This is a genomic window from Micromonospora sp. RV43 (assembly GCF_001029515.1).
GTDB lineage: Bacteria > Actinomycetota > Actinomycetes > Mycobacteriales > Micromonosporaceae > Micromonospora > Micromonospora aurantiaca.
In genome coordinates, this window is sequence record NZ_LEKG01000057.1 from 1 (window position 1) to 19,109 (window position 19,109).

The 19,109-nt window shown below is 73.3% G+C and carries 20 protein-coding genes and 1 riboswitch; of the genes, 18 read left to right on the forward strand and 2 right to left on the reverse strand.

The genetic code is table 11. The annotated features are described in order from the left end of the window. The coding region (locus tag ABD52_RS16000) for a M28 family peptidase (RefSeq protein ID WP_047892345.1) at positions 1 to 1,643 on the forward strand (1,643 nt) is incomplete at its 5' end. A 43-nt stretch (positions 1,644 to 1,686) separates the two neighbouring features. On the opposite strand, the gene ABD52_RS16005 is transcribed toward ABD52_RS16000, so the two are convergent. Both ABD52_RS16005 and ABD52_RS16010 read right to left on the reverse strand, forming a co-directional pair. Beyond that, complete coding sequence (locus tag ABD52_RS16005; protein WP_013474907.1) at positions 1,687 to 2,577, reverse strand: septum formation family protein; 891 nt, start codon at positions 2,575 to 2,577, stop codon at positions 1,687 to 1,689. A gap of 77 nt (positions 2,578 to 2,654) precedes the next feature. Further along, positions 2,655 to 3,542: a septum formation family protein gene (locus ABD52_RS16010; RefSeq protein WP_013285528.1), complete on the reverse strand. Its 888-nt coding sequence runs from the start codon at positions 3,540 to 3,542 to the stop codon at positions 2,655 to 2,657. Positions 3,543 to 3,803: 261 nt separating this feature from the next. Here ABD52_RS16010 and rpe point away from each other — a divergent pair, with 261 nt between their 5' ends. The 17 genes from rpe (at position 3,804) to ABD52_RS16095 (ending at position 18,966) form a co-directional block, all read left to right on the forward strand. Then, positions 3,804 to 4,484 carry a ribulose-phosphate 3-epimerase gene (rpe, locus tag ABD52_RS16015; RefSeq protein ID WP_013285529.1) on the forward strand — a complete coding sequence of 227 codons (681 nt, stop codon included), beginning with the start codon at positions 3,804 to 3,806 and terminating at the stop codon, positions 4,482 to 4,484. Position 4,485: 1 nt separating this feature from the next. Further along, on the forward strand, positions 4,486 to 5,442 hold the full coding sequence (locus ABD52_RS16020; protein ID WP_013285530.1) for a response regulator: 957 nt from the start codon (positions 4,486 to 4,488) through the stop codon (positions 5,440 to 5,442). Between the two features lie 73 nt (positions 5,443 to 5,515). After that, a riboswitch (FMN riboswitch) is annotated at positions 5,516 to 5,688 on the forward strand. 170 nt (positions 5,689 to 5,858) lie between these two features. Continuing rightward, positions 5,859 to 6,920 carry a bifunctional diaminohydroxyphosphoribosylaminopyrimidine deaminase/5-amino-6-(5-phosphoribosylamino)uracil reductase RibD gene (gene ribD, locus ABD52_RS16025; RefSeq protein ID WP_013474908.1) on the forward strand — a complete coding sequence of 354 codons (1,062 nt, stop codon included), beginning with the start codon at positions 5,859 to 5,861 and terminating at the stop codon, positions 6,918 to 6,920. A 1-nt stretch (position 6,921) separates the two neighbouring features. Next, positions 6,922 to 7,533 carry a riboflavin synthase gene (locus tag ABD52_RS16030; protein ID WP_013285532.1) on the forward strand — a complete coding sequence of 204 codons (612 nt, stop codon included), beginning with the start codon at positions 6,922 to 6,924 and terminating at the stop codon, positions 7,531 to 7,533. Next, the gene (gene pnuC / locus ABD52_RS16035) at positions 7,533 to 8,228 is read left to right on the forward strand and encodes a nicotinamide riboside transporter PnuC (RefSeq protein ID WP_047892346.1); all 696 of its coding nucleotides are present in this window, start codon (positions 7,533 to 7,535) and stop codon (positions 8,226 to 8,228) included. The genes ABD52_RS16030 and pnuC overlap by 1 nt, the downstream gene beginning before the upstream one ends. Then, entirely contained in the window at positions 8,225 to 9,490 is a 1,266-nt protein-coding gene (locus tag ABD52_RS16040) for a bifunctional 3,4-dihydroxy-2-butanone-4-phosphate synthase/GTP cyclohydrolase II (protein ID WP_047892347.1), read from the forward strand. The genes pnuC and ABD52_RS16040 overlap by 4 nt, the downstream gene beginning before the upstream one ends. 4 nt (positions 9,491 to 9,494) lie before the next feature. Continuing rightward, on the forward strand, positions 9,495 to 9,992 hold the full coding sequence (ribH, locus tag ABD52_RS16045; protein WP_013474910.1) for a 6,7-dimethyl-8-ribityllumazine synthase: 498 nt from the start codon (positions 9,495 to 9,497) through the stop codon (positions 9,990 to 9,992). A 26-nt stretch (positions 9,993 to 10,018) separates the two neighbouring features. Continuing rightward, positions 10,019 to 10,300 (forward strand): phosphoribosyl-ATP diphosphatase, encoded by a 282-nt coding sequence (locus ABD52_RS16050; RefSeq protein ID WP_198039659.1) that lies wholly within the window; start codon positions 10,019 to 10,021, stop codon positions 10,298 to 10,300. 43 nt (positions 10,301 to 10,343) lie between these two features. Next, positions 10,344 to 11,189 carry an ATP phosphoribosyltransferase gene (gene hisG / locus ABD52_RS16055; RefSeq protein ID WP_047892348.1) on the forward strand — a complete coding sequence of 282 codons (846 nt, stop codon included), beginning with the start codon at positions 10,344 to 10,346 and terminating at the stop codon, positions 11,187 to 11,189. Beyond that, positions 11,186 to 12,148 (forward strand): DMT family transporter, encoded by a 963-nt coding sequence (locus tag ABD52_RS16060; protein ID WP_047892349.1) that lies wholly within the window; start codon positions 11,186 to 11,188, stop codon positions 12,146 to 12,148. Before hisG ends, ABD52_RS16060 begins: the two co-directional genes overlap by 4 nt. Further along, a complete protein-coding gene (locus ABD52_RS16065; RefSeq protein WP_200905197.1) occupies positions 12,145 to 12,618 on the forward strand; it encodes a PH domain-containing protein in 474 nt (157 codons plus the stop codon). The genes ABD52_RS16060 and ABD52_RS16065 overlap by 4 nt, the downstream gene beginning before the upstream one ends. Before the next feature lie 325 nt (positions 12,619 to 12,943). After that, entirely contained in the window at positions 12,944 to 13,591 is a 648-nt protein-coding gene (gene infC / locus ABD52_RS16070) for a translation initiation factor IF-3 (RefSeq protein ID WP_013285540.1), read from the forward strand. Positions 13,592 to 13,610: 19 nt separating this feature from the next. After that, entirely contained in the window at positions 13,611 to 13,805 is a 195-nt protein-coding gene (rpmI, locus tag ABD52_RS16075; RefSeq protein ID WP_007075851.1) for a 50S ribosomal protein L35, read from the forward strand. A 32-nt stretch (positions 13,806 to 13,837) separates the two neighbouring features. Then, positions 13,838 to 14,230: a 50S ribosomal protein L20 gene (rplT, locus tag ABD52_RS16080; RefSeq protein ID WP_013285541.1), complete on the forward strand. Its 393-nt coding sequence runs from the start codon at positions 13,838 to 13,840 to the stop codon at positions 14,228 to 14,230. Between the two features lie 32 nt (positions 14,231 to 14,262). Next, positions 14,263 to 15,147: an RNA methyltransferase gene (locus tag ABD52_RS16085; protein ID WP_047892350.1), complete on the forward strand. Its 885-nt coding sequence runs from the start codon at positions 14,263 to 14,265 to the stop codon at positions 15,145 to 15,147. A 168-nt stretch (positions 15,148 to 15,315) separates the two neighbouring features. Beyond that, a complete protein-coding gene (gene pheS, locus ABD52_RS16090) occupies positions 15,316 to 16,377 on the forward strand; it encodes a phenylalanine--tRNA ligase subunit alpha (RefSeq protein WP_047892351.1) in 1,062 nt (353 codons plus the stop codon). A gap of 27 nt (positions 16,378 to 16,404) precedes the next feature. Then, positions 16,405 to 18,966, forward strand: a complete 2,562-nt coding sequence (locus ABD52_RS16095; RefSeq protein WP_047892352.1) for a phenylalanine--tRNA ligase subunit beta — start codon at positions 16,405 to 16,407, stop codon at positions 18,964 to 18,966. Positions 18,967 to 19,109: the final 143 nt, after the last annotated feature.

Here is a 19,109-nt window from a genome sequence, read left to right on the forward strand (position 1 = left end):
CCCCCGCCCCGGCCGTCGCCGCCCTCGCCGCCCCGGACGTCTCCCTGAGCAACATCCAGGCCCACCTCACCCAGTTCAACTCCATCGCCACCAGCAACGGCGGCAACCGGCGCTCCGGCTCGGCCGGCTACACGGCGTCGGTCAACTACGTCAAGGGCAAGCTCCAGGCCGCCGGCTACACGGTCACCGAGCAGAACTGCTCCACCTGCACCTACCCCGGCAACAACCTGATCGCCGAGTGGCCGCAGGGCCCCTCCGACCAGGTCGTCATGTTCGGCGCCCACCTGGACGGCGTCTCCGCGGGCCCCGGCATCAACGACAACGCCTCCGGCTCGTCGGTGCTGCTGGAGAACGCGCTGGTGCTGGCCGCGCAGAACCCGACCATGACCAAGCGGGTCCGGTTCGCCTGGTGGAACGGCGAGGAGCAGGGCCTCCAGGGCTCCAAGCACTACGTCAACCAGCTCAGCTCCACCCAGCGGGGCTACATCAAGGGCTACTACAACTTCGACATGGTGGGCTCGCCCAACGGCGGCTACTTCATCAACCGGATCACCTCGGCCACGGCCGCGCCGCTGAAGGCGTACTGGGACTCGTTCGGCATCTCGCCGGAGGAGAACACCGAGGGCCAGGGCCGCTCGGACGACTACTCGTTCGCCAACGCCGGCATCCAGACCTCCGGCTACGCGGCGGGCGCCAGCTACACCAAGAGCTCGGCGCAGGCCAGCAAGTGGGGCGGCACCGCCGGTGCGGCGTACGACGGGTGCTACCACCGCTCCTGCGACAACACCAGCAACATCAACACGACCATCCTCAACCGGGCCGCTGACGGTGTGGCGTACGCGATCTGGCAGCTCGCCGTCGGCGGGGGCACGCCGTCCAACGACTTCTCCGTCTCGGTGAGCCCCACCTCCGGCAGCGTCGCCCGGGGCGGCTCCACCACCGCCACGGTCAGCACCGCCACCACCGCCGGCAGCGCGCAGACCGTGGCGCTGTCCGCCAGCGGCGCTCCGAGCGGCGTCTCGGTGAGCTTCAGCCCGTCCTCGGTCACCTCGGGCGGCTCGGCCACCATGACCGTCACCGCCTCGTCGACGGCCACCACCGGCACGTTCACGCTCACCGTGACCGGCACCGGCTCGGCCACCCGCACCGCCAGCTACACGATCACCGTGACCGGCGGCAGCGGCGGCTGCACCGGCGGCCAGCTCATCGGCAACAGCAGCTTCGAGTCCGGCACCACGCCGTGGACGGCCAGCTCCGGCGTGATCACCAACAGCTCCAGCCAGGCGGCCCGCACCGGGTCGTACAAGGCGTGGATGAACGGGTACGGCTCCTCGCGCACCGACACGCTGTCCCAGTCGGTCACGCTGCCGTCCGGGTGCAGCAGCTACACGTTCTCGTTCTGGCTGCACATCGACTCGGCCGAGACGACCACCTCGACCGCGTACGACAAGCTCACAGTGCAGGTCGGTTCGGCGACGCTGGCCACGTACTCGAACCTGAACAAGGCCACCGGCTACACCCAGCGCACCTTCAACCTGGCCGCGTACGCCGGTCAGACGGTCACGCTGAAGTGGACCGGGGTCGAGGACTCCTCGTTGCAGACCAGCTTCGTCGTGGACGACGTGACGCTGCAGGTCGGCTGAGCGGTCCCGGGCGGGGTGGGCGCCGGCCCGCCCCGCCCGGGTCTCACGTGATCGGCAGCGCCTTCGCGCCCGCGCCCTTGACCGTCCGGGTCAGCGAACGTTCGGAGACCCACAGGAAGCACTGCACGCCCCGGTCACCGTCGCGCCACTGCTCCTCGAACGGGTGGTAGATGATGGTGCCGGCCCGGTACTGCATGTTGCCGTCGTTCGGCAGCCCGGCGTACTTGGCGATCAGGCCGCGGCAGGCCTTGTGCGTGCGCAGCGGCGTGCGTTCGAACTCGGCGTAGCTGATGTCCGGCGCCTGGTAGACGCCGACGAACTCGGCGTGGTGCTTGCTGGTGCAGGCCACCGGCCGCATCGACTGCACCTCGTCCTTGCTCAGCTTCGGGTTGAAGCAGCCGAGCGCGAGCTTCGAGCCGGGCTTCAACGCACCCCGCAGACTGCCGGTGCGCTGGGCCACGGCACCCTCGTCCAGATCGGTGATCTCGGCGACGTCGCAGCGGTACCAGCGGGCCCCGCCGGACCACGCGAGCGCCGAGGGGAAGACCACCGCCAGGCGTAGCCGCCCGCCGCGCCAGTCCCCGCCGACGGCCCGGGTGACCTGCCGGGCGCAGTCGGCGTGCGCGGCGCGCACGCCGGCCGAGCCGGTCCGCGGCGGTGCGGAACGCTCCGCCTCCGCGCCGGTCATCGTGCCCACGTGCAGCGTCTCGGTGCGGTGCGGGGTGGCGCAGTCGACCGGCTGGTAGCCGCTGAGGTAGCCGACGTCGGCGACAGTGGGATGACAGGCCCCGCTCTGCGGCACGAAACCGACCGGCGCGGCGAACGCGGGCCAGTCGTCGACCAGGTCCCGGTCCACTCCGGCCGGCGCGGCACAGCCGCCGAGCGCCAGCGCCAGCGCCGCGCCCACTGTGACCGCCACCCGCCATCGCCGCATCCCGACCGACCTCCCCCGCGCATCCGGCGCCGCCCGGTCGACCGGTACGCCTCGGCGGTGCAGCATACGGCAGCCGCTCAGGTGACCGGGAGTCCCTCGGGTCCGGCGCCGCGCACCGAGCGGTTCAGCTTGCGGTCGTCACTCCACAGGAAACAGCGCACGCCCCGGTCGCCCTCCTCCCACTCCCGCTGCGACGGCGGGTAGAAGATGGACCCGGCCCGGTACGGCAGCTCGGCGTTGTCCGGCACCTCGGCGAACGCGGCGATGAGCGTCATGCACCGCCGGTGCGTGGCGGGCGCGCCCCGGGTGAACTCCGCCCAGCTCATGTCGCGTTCCTCGTACACGCCGACGAACTCCGCCCGGTGCGGTTCGGTGCACAGCACCGGGGCCATGTAGTTGAGGTTCTGGCCGATCAGCTTCGGGTCGAAGCACCTGTGCACCAGCGGGTTGTCGCCGACCAGCGCGCCCCGCAGGCTGCCGACCCGGTTGACCGGGCGGGTGTTGTCGATGCTGTCGGTCTCGGCCAGGTCGCAGCGGAACCAGCGGGCGCCGGACGTCCAGGCGGTGACGGTGGGCAGCGCGATGTTCAACGTGAGCCGGGCGGCGCGCCAGTCCCCGCCGATCATCTCCCGGGCCCGCTGGTCGCACTCGGCGCGCGCGGTCCGCAGCGCCGGTGAGCCCGGTTCGGGGCGTACGCCCTGCGCCGCCGGCCCGCTGAACCGGCCGACGTGCACGGTCTCGGCCAGGTGGCTGCCCGCGCAGTTGACCGTCTCGTACGTGGCGGCGGCCACCACTGTGCTCAGCCGGGGCAGGCACGCCTCGGTCGCCGGGACGAACAGTTGCGGCACCGGCAGCGCCGCCCAGTCGTCGATCAGGTCGCCGTCGGCCCGATGCACCTGAGCGCAACCCGCGAGCACCGCAGTCGCGGCGCCGGCCAGCGCGAGCACGTGGAGCCACCGTCGCATCGTCCGCCCCTTCCGGGAGAGATGACAGCCGGTCGTCATAGGCCCGACCGGCGTCCCCCGCGCCCGGGCGTGCAGCATACGTGACCGTCCCTGTAGGAGTTTCGTCATCTTTCAATCGATCGGCCAGTCACCGGCGACTATTCGTGCCGATTTTTTCTCCGGACGGCCGGATGGTGCACCACGGGTGACGGAAGGATCACCGCTGGTCGCTCCGGGAGCCGTGCCGCTACCTCCGGATCACCGCGTTCGTACACTGGCCCCGTGACCGTACCGCCGCCGATCGTCGCGCCCAGCATCCTGGCCGCCGATTTCGCCCGCCTCGCCGACGAGGTCCGTGCCGTGGAGCCCGCCGCCGACTGGCTGCACGTCGACGTCATGGACAACCACTTCGTGCCCAACCTGACCATCGGGCTGCCGGTGGTGCAGAGCCTGCGCGCCGTCACCGGGATTCCGTTCGACGTGCACCTGATGATCACCGACCCGCGCCGCTGGGCGCCCGGGTACGCCGACGCCGGGGCGTACAACGTCACGTTCCACGCCGAGGCGTGCGACGACCCGGTGGCGCTGGCCAAGGACCTGCGCTCGGCCGGGGCGAAGGCCGGGCTGGCGATCGACCGGGACACCCCGATCGAGCCGTACCTCGAACTGCTGCCGAGCTTCGACACGCTGCTGATCATGACGATCAAGGCAGGCTTCGGCGGCCAGCGCTTCCTGCCGCAACTGCTGGACAAGGTGCGCGCGGCCCGCCGGCACGTCGACAGCGGGCACCTGGAGCTGCGCATCGAGGTGGACGGCGGCATCGCCGCGGACACCATCGAGCAGGCCGCCGCGGCCGGCGCCGACGCGTTCGTCGCGGGCACCGCCGTCTACGGCGCCGACGATCCCGCGGAGGCGGTACGCCGCCTGCGGGGCCTGGCGGAACGCGCGATGACCGGGGCCTGAGATGGACCCGGCCGGCGAGCGACCCGACGTGATCCTCGTCGTCGACGACGACGAGGACATCGCCCGCTTCGTCGAGTTCAACCTGCGCCTGCACGGCTTCGAGGTGCTGCACGCCGCCGACGGCCAGGAGGCGCTGGAGGTCATCGAGCGGCAGCGGCCCGACCTCGCAGTCGTCGACCTGATGATGCCGCGCATCGACGGGCTGGAGCTGACCCGGCGGCTGCGCGCCGACCCGATGACCTCGGCCCTGCCGGTGATCATGCTGACCGCCAAGGGGATGACCCAGGACAAGGTCAACGGGCTCAGCGTCGGCGCGGACGACTACCTGGTCAAGCCGTTCGACACGCTGGAGCTGGTGGCCCGGGTCAACTCCACGCTGCGGCGCAACAAGGAGTTCCGGGAGGTCTCGCCGCTGACCGGGCTGCCCGGCAACAGCCGGATCCGGCGGGAGATCAGCGACCGGGTACGCAACGGCGTCGACTACGCCGTCGGCTACATCGACATCGACCGGTTCAAGAGCGTCAACGACCGGTACGGCTTCGTGCGCGGCGACGAGTTCATCTCGGCGCTGGCCCGCAGCCTGCACCGGGCGGTGGTGTCGATCGGGCTGCCGCCGGCGTTCCTCGGCCACGTCGGCGGCGACGACTTCGTCATCGTCTGCGCGCCCAGCCAGGTCCGGCCGCTGACCAGCCGGGCCGTCGTCGACTTCGAGAAGGCCGCCGACGCGCTCTACGACGCCACCGACCGGGAACGCGGCTTCGTCGAGCTGAAGGACCGGCGCGGCAACATCCGCCGCGCCGCGCTCGTCACGCTCTCCATCGGCGTGTCGCTGTCCGATTCCGGCAAGCGGTTCACCGACCCGCTGGAGGCGATCGCGGTGGCCTCGGAGATGAAGACGGTGGCCAAGAGCCAGCCCGGCTCGTACGTGGCGGTGGACCGCCGGCGCGGCGTCACCTGACCGGTCCTGTGAGGTAGCTCGCCTCTGTGGCGCGCGCCCGGGCGGAACGTGTAAGACTTCCCCTATACCCACCACGCGCTGGCGGGGCTCGGTGAAATTCCGAACCGGCGGTGATCCACGGTCCGACCGTGGTAAGCCCGCGACCCGGACGGCTTCGGCCGGACGGTGGACCTGGTGAGAATCCGGGGCCGACGGTTGGGGTGCGGCTCGTCCGCCCCCAGAAAGTCCGGATGGGAGACAGCGCGCGGAACGGGGGAGGCCCCTGCCGGCCGCTGAGCACCCTCAGCCGCCGCGTGGGCTCCCCGGGGTCGGCGTCGCCGTCCCCGGGTTCTCCGCCGCCGCGTGTCCGCGGCTTTCGTGGCCGTTCCTCCCGAACCCCGCCCGCGCGCGACCGGCGAGCGGGAGGACAGGCGGCCATGGCGAGCGTCTCCGTCGACGAGGCGATGCGTCGTGCCATCGAACTGGCCGCGCGCGGCCTCGGCGCCACGAGCCCCAACCCGGTGGTCGGCTGCGTGCTGCTCGACACCGACGGCGAGGTCGTCGGCGAGGGCTTCCACGCGTACGCCGGCGGCCCGCACGCGGAGATCGTCGCGCTGGCCCAGGCCGGCACGCGGGCCCGCGGCGGCACCGCGGTGGTCACCCTGGAACCCTGCGACCACACCGGCCGCACCGGCCCGTGCAGCCACGCGCTCATCGCCGCCGGGGTGTCCCGCGTGGTGATCGCCGTGCCCGACCCCAACCCGGTCGCCTCCGGCGGCGCCGCCACGCTGCGCGCCGCCGGGGTCCAGGTCGCTTTGGGGGTACGCGCGCAGGAGGCCGAGGCCGGCAACGTCGCCTGGCTCACCTCGATGCGCCGCGGCTGGCCGTACGTGATCTGGAAGTACGCGGCCACGCTCGACGGGCGTTCCGCCGCCGCCGACGGCACCAGCATGTGGATCACCTCCGAGGCGGCCCGGATCGACGTGCACGCGCTGCGCGGCACCGTCGACGCGGTGCTCGCCGGGGTGGGCACCGTGCTCACCGACGACCCCCGGCTGACCGCCCGCAACCTGCGCGACGGCACCATGGCCATCCGGCAGCCGCTGCGGGTGGTGGTGGACAGCTCGGGGCGTACCCCGGCCGACGCCCGGGTCCGCGACGGCGCCGCGCGCACGTGGATCGCCACCGCCGCGGAGGTCGGCGCCGGGCCGGACGGCCGGGTCGACCTGCCGGCGCTGCTCGCGGAGCTGCACCACCGGGGCGTGCGGGCCGCGCTGCTGGAGGGCGGGCCGACGCTGGCCGGCGCGTTCCTCGCCGCCGGCCTGGTCGACAGGATCGTCGGGTACGTCGCGCCGAAGCTGCTCGGCGCCGGCCCGACCGCGCTGCTCGACGCGGGCGTGAGCACCATCGCCGACGCCATCGATCTGGAGATCACCGACGTTACGCGGGTCGGTCCCGACCTGCGGATCACCGCGCTGCCCCGGAAGAGGGAGGGCTGACATGTTCACCGGCATCGTCGAGGAACTGGGCGAGATCGTCCGGAGCACCGAGACCGGCGACGACTCCGCGCTGGTCGCCATCCGCGGCCCGCTCGTCACCTCGGACGCCCGGCACGGCGACTCGATCGCCGTCAACGGCGTCTGCCTCACAGTGGTCGACGTCGACGGCGGCGTGTTCACCGCCGACGTGATGGGCGAGACGCTGCGCCGCACCGCGCTCGGCGCGCTGCGCCCCGGCGACCCGGTCAACCTCGAACGGGCCGCCGCACTCAACAGCCGTCTCGGCGGGCACCTGGTGCAGGGCCACGTCGACGGCGTCGGCGAGATCGTCGCCCGGGAGCCCGCCGCGCAGTGGGAGACCGTGCGGTTCCGGCTGCCCGCCGGGCTGGCCCGGTACGTGGTGGAGAAGGGCTCGATCACCGTCGACGGCGTGTCGCTCACAGTCGCCGAGGCGGGCGACGACTGGTTCTCGGTCGGCCTGATCCCCACCACGCTGAAACTCACCGTGCTCGGCACGAAGCGGATCGGCGACCCGGTCAACCTGGAGGTCGACGTGCTGGCCAAGTACGTCGAGCGGCTGCTCGGCGACCGCGGCGCGGGGGGTGCCCGGTGATGGGCCCGCTCGGCTGGCTGCTCGACGCCCAGGTGCACGTGGCCGGCTCGCCGGTGCTGGTCCGGGAGATCGTCGGCAACGTCTTCGGGCTCGGCTCGGCGCTGCTCGGGCTGCGCCGCGTGGTCTGGGCCTGGCCGGTCGGCATGATCGGCAACGCGCTGCTGTTCACCGTGTTCCTCGGCGGCGTCTTCGTCACCCCGCAGGCGCACGACCTCTACGGCCAGGCCGGCCGGCAGGTCTTCTTCTTCGCCGTCAGCGTGTACGGCTGGTGGCGCTGGTCGCGCAACCGGCGTGCCGGTGGCGGGGACGAGCCGGCCGTGGTGCCGCGCTGGGCCACCTGGCCGGAGCGGCTCGGCCTGCTCGTGGCCGCCGCCGTCGGCACCGCCGCCGCGTACCCGGTGCTCGCCGCGCTCGGCTCGTGGGGGCCGCTGCCGGACGCCTGGATCCTGGTCGGCAGCCTGCTCGCCACGTACGGCATGGCCCGCGGCTGGGTCGAGTTCTGGCTGATCTGGATCGCCGTCGACGCGGTCGGCGTACCGCTGCTGCTGCGCGGCGGCTTCTACCCGTCGGCCGCCATGTACCTGGTCTACGGCGCGTTCTGCGCCGCCGGCCTGTACAGCTGGTGGCGCACCTCCCGGGCCGTCGCGACCGCGCCCGCCCCGATCCCGGCGACGTACTCGGAGGCCGTGGCATGAGCACGTTCGGTTCGATCGAGCAGGCGGTGGCGGACATCGCCGCCGGGCGTCCGGTGGTCGTGGTCGACGACGAGGACCGCGAGAACGAGGGCGACCTGATCTTCGCGGCCGAGCTGGCCACCCCGGAGCTGGTCGCGTTCATGGTCCGGTACACCTCCGGCTACATCTGCGTGCCGCTGACCGAGGACGAGTGCGACCGGCTGGATCTGCCGCCGATGCACCACACGAACCAGGACCGGCGCGGTACCGCGTACACGGTGACTGTGGACGCCCGGGAGGGCGTCAGCACCGGCATCTCGGCCGCCGACCGGTCGCACACCATCCGGCTGCTCGCCGACGCCGCCACCGGCCCGACCGACCTGGCCCGGCCCGGCCACGTGGTGCCGCTGCGCGCCCGCGCCGGCGGGGTGCTGCGCCGTCCCGGGCACACCGAGGCGGCGGTGGACCTGACCCGGATGGCCGGGCTGCGCCCGGCCGGGGTGCTCTGCGAGCTGGTGAACGACGACGGCACCATGATGCGCCTGCCGGACCTGGAGAAGTTCTGCGCCGAGCACGGGCTGACGCTCGTCACCATCGCGGACCTGATCGCACACCGGCGGCGTACCGAGAAGCAGGTCGAGCTGGCCGCCGAGGCCCGGATGCCCACCCCGTACGGCGTGTTCCGGGCGCTCGGCTACCGCGCCGAGCACGACCCGGCCGAACACGTGGCGCTGGTCATGGGCGACCTCGGCGACGGGCGGGACGTGCTGGTGCGGGTGCACTCCGAGTGCCTCACCGGCGACGTGTTCGGCTCGCTGCGCTGCGACTGCGGGCCGCAGCTGCAGGCCGCGCTGGCCCGGGTCGCGCAGGAGGGCCGCGGCGTGGTCCTCTACGTGCGCGGGCACGAGGGCCGGGGCATCGGCCTGCTGCACAAGCTCCAGGCGTACCAGCTCCAGGACCAGGGCCGCGACACCGTGGACGCGAACCTCGACCTGGGCCTGCCGGCCGACGCCCGCGACTACGGCACCGGTGCGCAGATCCTCTACGACCTGGGCGTCCGGTCGATGCGGCTGCTGACCAACAACCCGGCCAAGCGGGCCGGGCTGGAGGGGTACGGCCTCACCGTGACCGGCCGGGAGGGGCTGCCGGTGCGGTCCAACCCGGAGAACGTGCGCTACCTGCGCACCAAGCGGGATCGGATGGGCCACCTGCTGGACGGACTGGACGAGGTGACCGAGGCGCCGATGGGCCGCCCGGTCGCCGGTGACGAGATCGGAGCGTAGGGCGATGGCGGGTTTCGGTGAGCCGGGCGTGACCGCGGTGGACGCCGCCGGGATGACTGTGGGCGTGGTGGCCGCCCGGTGGCACGGCGACCTGACCGACCACATGACCGAGCGTGCGGTGGCCGCCGCGCAGGCGTGCGGGGCGCGGGCCGTGGTGGCCCGGGTGGCCGGCTCGGTGGAGCTGCCGGTGGTGGCCCAGGCGATGGCCCGCCGCTTCGACGTGGTCGTCGCGCTCGGCGTGGTGGTACGCGGCGCGACGGCGCACTTCGACTACGTCTGCAAGTCGGTCACCGAGGGGCTGACCCGGGTGGCGCTGGACGAGGGCAAGCCGGTGGCGCACGGGGTCCTCACGGTGGACACCGTCGAGCAGGCCCGCGACCGGGCCGGGCTGCCCGGCTCGGCCGAGGACAAGGGCTGGTCGGCGACCGTGGCCGCGCTGGACGCCGCCCTGGCCGTCCGCGCCCTCGACGCCCAGTCCGCCCAGCGGGTCGGCTTCGCCTGACCCACCCGGCCCGTCACCAGGAGCGGCTGGAAGAATCGCCTTCCGTGAAGACGTTCGAGGAGTTGTTCGCCGAGCTGCAGGCCAAGGCCGCCGCCGGCACCCCGGGCTCGGGCACCGTCGAGGCGCTCGCCAAGGGCGTGCACTTCATCGGCAAGAAGGTCGTCGAGGAGGCGGCCGAGTCGTGGATGGCCGCCGAGCACGAGGGCCCGGAGCGGGCCGCCGAGGAGATCTCCCAGCTGCTCTACCAGGCGCAGGTGCTGATGCTCGCCACCGGCCTGGAACTGAAGGACGTCTACCGACATCTCTGAGTGCCCGTCCGCTGATCATCCGATCGAACGAAGGAGCACTCCCATGCTGCGTGTCGCAGTACCCAACAAGGGCGCCCTGGCCGAGTCGGCCGCCGGGATGCTGCGCGAGGCGGGCTACCGCCAGCGCACCGACCCGAAGGACCTCGTCTGCCGGGACGAGGCCAACGACATCGAGTTCTTCTACCTGCGCCCCAAGGACATCGCCACCTACGTCGGCTCCGGTGACCTGGACGTCGGCATCACCGGCCGCGACCTGCTGATCGACTCCGGCGCGCCGGCCAAGGAGATCGTCGACCTCAACTTCGGGCGGGCCACGTTCCGGTTCGCCGCCCGTCCCGACGACGTCGCCTCCGTCCAGCAGCTCGGCGGGCACCGCATCGCCACCGCGTACCCGGGTCTGGTCGAGCGGCACCTGGCCGAGCTGGGCGTCAAGGCCGACGTGATCCGCCTGGACGGCGCGGTGGAGAACGCCATCCGCCTCGGCGTGGCCGACGTGGTCGCCGACGTGGTGGAGACCGGCGCGACGCTGCGCCAGGCCGGCCTGGTGGTATTCGGCGAGCCGCTGCTGCGCTCCTCGGCGGTGCTGGTCCGCCGCGCCGGTGCTCCCGGCGGCGCGCAGCAGGAGCAGTTGCAGCGCCGGCTGCACGGCGTGCTCGTCGCCCGCCGGTACGTGATGCTCGCCTACGACGTCCCGGCCGGCCTGCTCGACCGGGCCAGCTCGCTGACCCCCGGCATCGAGTCGCCCACCGTGTCGCCGCTGCACCGGGAGGGCTGGGTCGCGGTGCAGGCGATGGTGCTCCGCGACGACGTCCACCGGATCATGGACGAGCTGTACGAGCTGGGCGCCCGCGCGATCCTCGTCACCAACATCCACGCCTGCCGGCTGTGAGACCGCTGCCGCTCCCGGCCGCGCTCGCGGTGGTCGTCCTGGGCGGCGTGGCCTCGGCCGCCCAGGGCGCGGTCAACGCCGAGATGGGGGAGCGGACCGGTGCCCCGGTCCTCGGCGCGGTCGTCAACAACCTCGGCGGCTGCCTGCTGGTGCTGGCCGGGATCGTGGCGCTGCCGTCGATGCGCGCCGGGCTGGCCGGGCTGCGCCGCTCCGGGCTGCCGTGGTGGGCGTACCTCGGCGGGGTGGGCGGCGCGGTGATCGTGCTGGTCGCCCCGGTGGTGGTGCCGGTGCTCGGGGTGGCGGTGTTCACTATCGCCCAGGTGGCAGGCGGCAGCCTCGGCGGTCTCGCGGTGGACCGGGCCGGGCTGGCCGCGACCGGGCGGATGCCGCTCACAGTGCCCCGGGTCGGCGGCGCGGTGCTCGGCGTCGGCGCGGTGGCCCTCGCCCAGCTCGGCCGCCCGGTCGGTGACCTGGCGGTCGGGCTGGTGCTGCTCTGCGTCCTGGGCGGGCTGGCGGTGGCGGGGCAGTCCGCGCTCAACGGCCGGGTCGCCGCCTCGGTCGGCCCGGCCGCCGGCCTCGCTGTCAACTTCGCGGTCAGCACAGTGCTGATCGGCGCGGTCGCGGCGCTGACCGGAGCGCTCGCGAGCCAGCCCCGCTGGCCTGCCCAGTGGTGGCTCTACGTCGGCGGCCTGCTCGGCGTCGGCATCGTGCTCTCGCTGCTGGTCGGGGTACGCGCCGCCGGGGTGCTGCGTACCGGCCTGGCGCTGGTGGCCGGGCAGCTCGGCGGCGCGCTGCTGCTGGACCTGGTGCTGCCCGGCGGCCCCGGTGTCCGGCTGCCGGTGCTGGCCGGCGCCCTGCTCACGCTGCTCGCCGTGGTGGTCACCAGCCTGCGCCGGCGTGGCCCGGACCGTGTGGCGGCCGAAGGCGCGCCCGAACCGGATGGCAGACTGGTCGGGTGAGCGATTCCGTGGTGACCGTGCGACCCCGCCGCGTCCGGGTCGTCTGCTGGGTGTCGGCCGTCACGCTGATCGTGGTGTTCAGCCTCGTCGCGATGTCGCTGACCGGCGCCACCGGCAACGGATACGGCACGTTCCAGCGCGGCGACCAGTTCGCCATGATCGGCCTGGGTGTCTTCGGCGCGCTCGGCTTCCTGCTGTTCACCCGCCCTCGCGTGATCGCCGACGCCAGGGGCGTCCGGGTGCGCAACGTGTTCAGCTCGTACGAGCTGCCGTGGGAGGTCGTCCGCGGTGTCCGGTTCGACAGGGGCGCACCGTGGGCCAGCCTGGAGCTGCACGACGACGACCTGCTGCCGATGGTCGCCTTGCAGGCCGCCGACAAGGAGAGCGCGGTCGAGGCGGTCCGCGCGTTGCGCCGCCTGCACCAGGCGCACCTGGCGGCGCTGTCCGCCGGCCAGTCGGCACCCCGCTGACCAGCGAGCCCGGTTTGGGCGGGCCTGGGCCGAGGGTGTAGTGTTGCGGAGTCGACCAGACTGCCCCCGTCCCTGACGCGCGGGCGGTCGAGAAGCGGAGCGCCCGCTCCCACCCGAGTCGCCGCCACGGTGGCCGGGTCCGGTCCCCGGTTTCGGGCACGTCCCGACGCCGGATGCGCGATCCTGTGATCGTGCCGACCGGTCGAGTGGGCCCTGGCATACGCCGGGGCCTTCTGCTTTCCGGGTCGGCTCCCACCCGGGAGCCCACGGAGTCGGCACCGTAGGAGACTCGACTCGAGGAGGCCCCATCAGCGTCGAACCACGCGTGAACGAGCAGATCCGGGCACGTGAGGTCCGACTGGTCGGCCCTGAGGGTGAGCAGGTGGGCATCGTCCCGCTGGAGCGCGCCCTGCAGCTGGCCGCGGACGTCGACCTGGACCTGGTCGAGGTTGCGCCGATGGCGCGCCCGCCGGTGTGCAAGCTCATGGACTTCGGCAAGTTCAAGTACGAGAGCGCACTGAAGGCGCGCGAAGCGCGGCGTAACCAGCAGCAGACCGTCATCAAGGAGATGAAGCTCCGGCCGAAGATCGACCCGCACGACTACGAGACCAAGAAGGGTCACGTGGTGCGGTTCCTCAAGGCCGGCGACAAGGTCAAGGTGACGATCATGTTCCGCGGTCGGGAGCAGAGCCGCCCGGAGCTGGGCTACCGGCTCCTGCGCCGGCTCGAGTCCGAGATCACGGACCTTGGATACGTCGAGGCCGCGCCGAAGCAGGACGGCCGAAACATGATCATGGTTCTCGCTCCGCACCGGGCCGTCAAGGCCTCCGCGGTCGCCGCCACGGCGTCCCGCGGTGGACCGCGCGACCGGGCAGCGGAGGAACCGGCCGCTCCGGCCGGCGAGACCCCGGCGGCCGGCGAGACCGCAGCAGCCGGTGAGACCGGCACGACCGCTGAGACCAGCGGCCAGTAACAGGGGAGAAGACGTTCCAATGCCGAAGATGAAGAGCCACACGGGTATGGGCAAGCGGGTCAAGGTGACCGGCAAGGGCAAGATCGTTGCCCAGCAGGCCGGCCTTCGCCACAACCTGGAGAAGAAGCCCAGCACCCAGACCCGTCGGCTGACCGGCACCGTCGAGCTGGCCAAGGCCGACACCAAGCGCATCAAGAAGCTGCTCGGCCGCTGACGCGAGCCACCTGAACCGAAGAAGGAGTTGAGATGGCACGCGTCAAGCGGGCTGTGAACGCCCAGAAGAAGCGTCGTACCCTGCTGGAGACCGCGAGCGGTTACCGCGGTCAGCGCTCCCGGCTGTACCGCAAGGCCAAGGAGCAGGTGCTGCACTCGATGCAGTACTCCTACCGGGACCGTCGCGACCGCAAGGGCGACTTCCGGCAGCTCTGGATCCAGCGGATCAACGCCGGCGCCCGGGCCAACGGCCTGACCTACAACCGCCTGATCCAGGGCCTGCGCCTGGCCGGCATCGAGGTCGACCGGAAGATCCTGGCCGACATGGCCGTCAACGACGCCGCCGCGTTCGCGGCGATCGTCGAGCTGGCCCGCGCCGCCGTGGCGGCCGAGGGCACCGGTGGCGCCGCGGCTCAGGCCGCCTGACCCACCCCGTACGGCAGATCGAGGCGTCTCCCATGCAGTCACAGTCGCAGGGGAGGCGCCTCGATGCCGTTCCCGGACCGTTCACCCCGCGTACCCCGAGGGTCGTTGCCGCCCGCCGGTTGCAGCGCCGGCGCGACCGCGACCAGGCCGGCCGGTTCCTGGCCGAGGGGCCGCAGGCGGTCCGTGAGGCGCTCGCCCGCGCCGGCACCGTGGTCGAGCTGTTCGGCACCCCGGCGGCGCTCGACAGGTACGCCGACCTCGCGGCCGCCGCCGCCCGCGCCGACGTGCCGGTCTCCGAGGTGACCGACGACGCGCTCGCGGCGCTCACCGAGACCGTCGCGCCGCAGGGCCTGGTGGCGGTGTGCCGGCACCTCGACGTACCCCTGGAGCAGGCAGTGGCGCGCGGGCCGCGCCTGGTCGCGGTGCTCGCCGGGATCCGTGACCCGGGCAACGCCGGCACCGTGCTGCGCACCGCCGACGCGGCGGGCGCGGGCGCTGTGGTCTTCGCGGGCGAGGCGGTCGACCCCTACAACGGCAAGTGCGTGCGGGCCTCCGCCGGCAGCCTCTTCCACGTCGACGTGGTGCGCGCCGCCGACCCGCTCGCCGCCGTCGAGGCGCTGCGGGCCGCCGGCCTGGAGATCCTGGCCACCACCGGGTACGGCGACAGCGACCTGGACGACCTCGCCGACGCGGGACGGCTGGCCGCCCCCACCGCGTGGCTGTTCGGCTCGGAGGCGCACGGCCTGCCCGACGAGTTGACCGGCGCCGCCGACGCCCGGGTCCGGGTGCCGCTGCACGGGCGCGCGGAGAGCCTGAACCTGGCTGCGGCGGCGGCCGTCTGCCTGTATTCTTCCGCCAGAGCACTGCGTCGGCCCACGGTCGCGCACGACACAGCAGGGGAGTCCGCCTCGTCATGAACGCGCCACGGCGTTCGTTTAGCCAGCCCGCCGGTGTCGGCGGGCGGCGGGCCTGACCCTTCCCCCTGCACGACTCCCCACCGGCGGGCTGCGGCGAAGCCGCGCGTCCGTAGACTCGCCTAGCCACCCGCGAGGGTCGGCGCCGCCGTGAGGGAGTGCCCGTTCACCATGAGCTACCGCAACGATCCGTACGACCCGAAGCAGGTCGCCCTGCTCGACCCGGACGCCCTGGCCGGGGCCGTGGCCGACGCCGAGAAGGCGTTCGCCGGGGCCGCCGACCCGGACGCGCTCACCGCGCTGCGCCCCGCGCACCTCGGTGACCGGTCCCCGGTGTCGCTGGCCCGCCGGGAGATCGGCGCGCTGCCGCCGGCCGCGAAGGCCGACGCCGGCAAGCGGGTCAACGAGGCCCGCCGGGCCATCGAGTCCGCGTACGCCGCCCGGCAGGAGATCCTGGACCGGGAACGGGCCGCGCGGGTACTGGTCGAGGAGCGGGTCGACGTGACCCTGCCGTACGACCGCCGGCCGCGCGGAGCCCGCCACCCGCTGAGCGTGCTGATGGAGCAGATCAGCGACCTGTTCATCGGCATGGGGTACGAGGTGGCCGAGGGCCCCGAGGTCGAGCTGGAGTGGACCAACTTCGACGCGCTGAACATCCCGGCCGACCACCCGGCGCGCGGCCTGATGGACACGTTCCACATCGCACCCGAAGGCTCGGGCCTTGTTCTCCGCACCCACACGTCGCCGGTGCAGGCGCGCACCATGCTCAGCCGCAAGCCGCCGATCTACGTGGTGGTGCCCGGCCGGGTCTACCGCACCGACGAGCTGGACGCCACCCACGCGCCGGTGTTCCACCAGGTCGAGGGCCTCGTGGTGGACAAGGGCATCACCATGGCGCACCTGCGCGGCACGCTCGACCACTTCGCCCGGGCCATGTTCGGCGAGGGTGCGAAGACGCGCTGGCGGCCGCACTACTTCCCGTTCACCGAGCCGTCGGCGGAGTTCGACGTCTGGTTCCCGGAGCACCGGGACGGTCCGCAGTGGGTCGAGTGGGGCGGCTGCGGCATGGTCAACCCGCGGGTGCTGCGCGCCTGCGGCATCGACCCGGAGGTCTACTCCGGATTCGCGTTCGGCATGGGCATCGACCGGACCGTGATGGTCCGGCACGGCGTCAGTGACATGCGGGACATGGCCGAGGGCGACGTGCGGTTCACCCGCGCGTTCGGCGCCTGAGCTACGGGAACGGTGGTTTAAACAGTCATGCGAGTCTCTGTCAGTTGGCTGCGGGAGTACGTGGACCTGCCGGCCGACCTGCCCACCGGCGACCTGGAGCAGGCGCTGGTCGACCTCGGCATCGAGGTCGAGTCCGTGGTGGACCTGCGCGAGTCGGTCACCGGCCCGCTGGTCGTCGGCGAGGTCCTGGAGATCGAGGAGCTGACCGGCTTCAAGAAGCCGATCCGCTTCTGCCGGGTCGACGTCGGCGCCGCGAACGGCACCGGTGAGCCGCAGGAGATCGTCTGCGGGGCGCGCAACTTCGCCGTGGGCGACAAGGTCGTGGTGATCCTCCCCGGCGGCGTGCTGCCCGGCGGGTTCGCGATCGGCGCGCGCAAGACGTACGGGCGCAACTCCCACGGCATGATCTGCTCGGCGCAGGAGCTGGGGCTCGGCGACGACCACTCGGGCATCGTCGTGCTGCCCGAGGACGTCAAGGCCCAGCCCGGCGACGACGCCCGGCCCGTCGTCGGCCTGGACGACGTCGTGGTCGAGATGGAGATCACCCCGGACCGCGGGTACGCGCTGAGCGTGCGCGGCATCGCCCGGGAGCTGTCGCACGCGCTCGGCGTGCCGTTCCGCGACCCGGCCGACGCGCCCGCGCCCGGCGCGACCGCCGAGCCGGCGTACCCGGTCGAGGTCCGTGACCCGGTCGGCTGCGACCGGTTCGCGGCGCGGATGGTGCGCGGCGTCGACCCGACGGTCGAGACGCCCGGCTGGATGCGGCAGCGGCTCACGGTGGCCGGGGTGCGCAGCATCTCGCTCGCCGTCGACATCACCAACTACCTGATGCTCGAACTCGGCCAGCCGATGCACGCCTTCGACGCGGACCGGATCGCCGGGACGCTCGTGGTGCGCCGCGCCGAGGCGGGGGAGAAGCTGACCACGCTGGACGGGGTCAACCGCACGCTGTCCGCCGAGGACCTGGTCATCTGCGACGAGAGCGGTCCGATCTCGCTCGCCGCGGTGATGGGCGGCGAGACCAGTGAGGTGCTCGCCTCCACCACGAACGTGCTGTTCGAGGCGGCGCACTGGGATCCGGCCACCGTCGGCCGTACCGCGCGGCGGCACAAACTGTTCAGCGAGGCCGCGAAGCGCTGGGAGCGGGGCGTGGACCCGGCGCTGCCGCTGGTCGCGCTGGAGAAGGCGGTCCGGCTGCTCACCGACCTCGCCGGTGGTACGGCTGGCGAGGAGGTGCTCGACATCGACCACGTCGCGCCGCGTACGCCTGTCACGCTGCCGGTGGACCTGCCGTCGCGGCGCGTCGGCGTGACCTATTCGCCGGACCGGGTGGTGGAGCTGCTGGAGCAGGTCGGCTGCACCGTCACCCGCGGCACCGACCGGCTCGCCGAGGACCCGGGCGCCGTCGGCACGGCCGGGGTCGGCCCGGGCGCCGGTGCCGGTGAGGTGCTGACCGTCACGCCGCCGAGCTGGCGGCCCGACCTGACCGACCCGGCCGACCTGGTGGAGGAGGTGGTACGCCTCGACGGCTACGACCGCGTGCCGTCGGTGCTGCCCACCGCGCCGCCCGGCCGGGGCCTGACCTGGCAGCAGCAGCGTCGCCGGGCCGTCGCCCGCTCGCTCGCCGAGCGCGGCTACGTCGAGGTGCTGGCGCAGCCGTTCGTCGCGCCGGAACTGGTCGACCAGCTCGGCCTGCCCGCCGACGACCCGCGCCGCCCCGCGGTACGGCTGGCGAACCCGCTGTCGGAGGAGGAGCCGCTGCTGCGCACCACGCTGCTCGGCCCGCTGCTCGGCATCGTCAAGCGCAACGTCGGCCGGGGCCAGCGGGACGTGGCGATCTACGAGATCGGCACGGTCTTCCACCCGCGTCCCGGCGCCGGCACCCCGCCCGCGATGGGCGTGGACCGGCGGCCCACCGACGAGGAGTTCGCCGCCGCCGACGCGGTCGTTCCCGCCCAGCCCCGGCACGTCGCGGTGGCGCTCACCGGCGAGATCGAACCGGCCGGCTGGTGGGGCGCGGGCCGCACGGCCGGCTGGGCGGACGCCGTCGAGGCGGGCCGGGCGGTGCTCGACGCCGCCGGGATCCCCGCCGACCGGGTGACGGTACGGGCCGGCGAGCGGGCACCCTGGCACCCGGGCCGCTGCGCCGAACTGGTGGTGGACGACGTGGTCGTCGGCCACGCCGGTGAGCTGCACCCGGCCGTGCTGGCCGCGCTGGAGCTGCCCCGTCGCACCAGCGCCATGGAACTGGACCTGGACGCGCTGCCCGCCGCCCCGCTGGCGGCCGGGCCGACCATCTCCACGTTCCCGCCGGCCCTGATCGACGTGGCGCTGGTGGTGGACGACGCGGTGCCGGCGGCCGAGGTGCGGGCGGCGCTGGTCGAGGGCGCGGGCGCGCTGCTGGAGGACGTCCGCCTGTTCGACGTCTACACCTCCGAGCAGCTCGGCGAGGGACGCAAGTCGCTGGCGTACAAGCTGACGTTCCGCGCCCCGGACCGGACCCTCGCGGGCGAGGAGGCGGTGGCCGCGCGCGACGCGGCGGTAGCGGTAGCCGCCGAGCGTTTCGGCGCCACCCTGCGCGGCGCATGAAAGGAGGGGCCCCCTCTTAACGCCTCCGGTAGAGGAGGGGGCCCCTTTTAACAAGCCGGCTCACGCGAGCCGCTGGTGAACGTCATCTCATGGCTATGCAACGCGCCGTATGACCTTGCGGTGGCGCTGCCCCGACCGGTACT

Excerpts from the sequence above, each read along its gene's own strand:
- ABD52_RS16005 (WP_013474907.1), bottom strand. The coding sequence starts at position 2,577 with ATGCGGCGATGGCGGGTGGCGGTCACAGTGGGCGCGGCGCTGGCGCTG.
- ABD52_RS16010 (WP_013285528.1), bottom strand. The coding sequence starts at position 3,542 with ATGCGACGGTGGCTCCACGTGCTCGCGCTGGCCGGCGCCGCGACTGCG.
- ABD52_RS16020 (WP_013285530.1), top strand. The coding sequence starts at position 4,486 with ATGGACCCGGCCGGCGAGCGACCCGACGTGATCCTCGTCGTCGACGAC.
- ribD (WP_013474908.1), top strand. The coding sequence starts at position 5,859 with ATGGCGAGCGTCTCCGTCGACGAGGCGATGCGTCGTGCCATCGAACTG.
- ABD52_RS16030 (WP_013285532.1), top strand. The coding sequence starts at position 6,922 with ATGTTCACCGGCATCGTCGAGGAACTGGGCGAGATCGTCCGGAGCACC.
- pnuC (WP_047892346.1), top strand. The coding sequence starts at position 7,533 with ATGGGCCCGCTCGGCTGGCTGCTCGACGCCCAGGTGCACGTGGCCGGC.
- ABD52_RS16040 (WP_047892347.1), top strand. The coding sequence starts at position 8,225 with ATGAGCACGTTCGGTTCGATCGAGCAGGCGGTGGCGGACATCGCCGCC.
- ribH (WP_013474910.1), top strand. The coding sequence starts at position 9,495 with ATGGCGGGTTTCGGTGAGCCGGGCGTGACCGCGGTGGACGCCGCCGGG.
- hisG (WP_047892348.1), top strand. The coding sequence starts at position 10,344 with ATGCTGCGTGTCGCAGTACCCAACAAGGGCGCCCTGGCCGAGTCGGCC.
- rpmI (WP_007075851.1), top strand. The coding sequence starts at position 13,611 with ATGCCGAAGATGAAGAGCCACACGGGTATGGGCAAGCGGGTCAAGGTG.
- rplT (WP_013285541.1), top strand. The coding sequence starts at position 13,838 with ATGGCACGCGTCAAGCGGGCTGTGAACGCCCAGAAGAAGCGTCGTACC.
- ABD52_RS16085 (WP_047892350.1), top strand. The coding sequence starts at position 14,263 with ATGCAGTCACAGTCGCAGGGGAGGCGCCTCGATGCCGTTCCCGGACCG.
- pheS (WP_047892351.1), top strand. The coding sequence starts at position 15,316 with ATGAGCTACCGCAACGATCCGTACGACCCGAAGCAGGTCGCCCTGCTC.
- ABD52_RS16095 (WP_047892352.1), top strand. The coding sequence starts at position 16,405 with ATGCGAGTCTCTGTCAGTTGGCTGCGGGAGTACGTGGACCTGCCGGCC.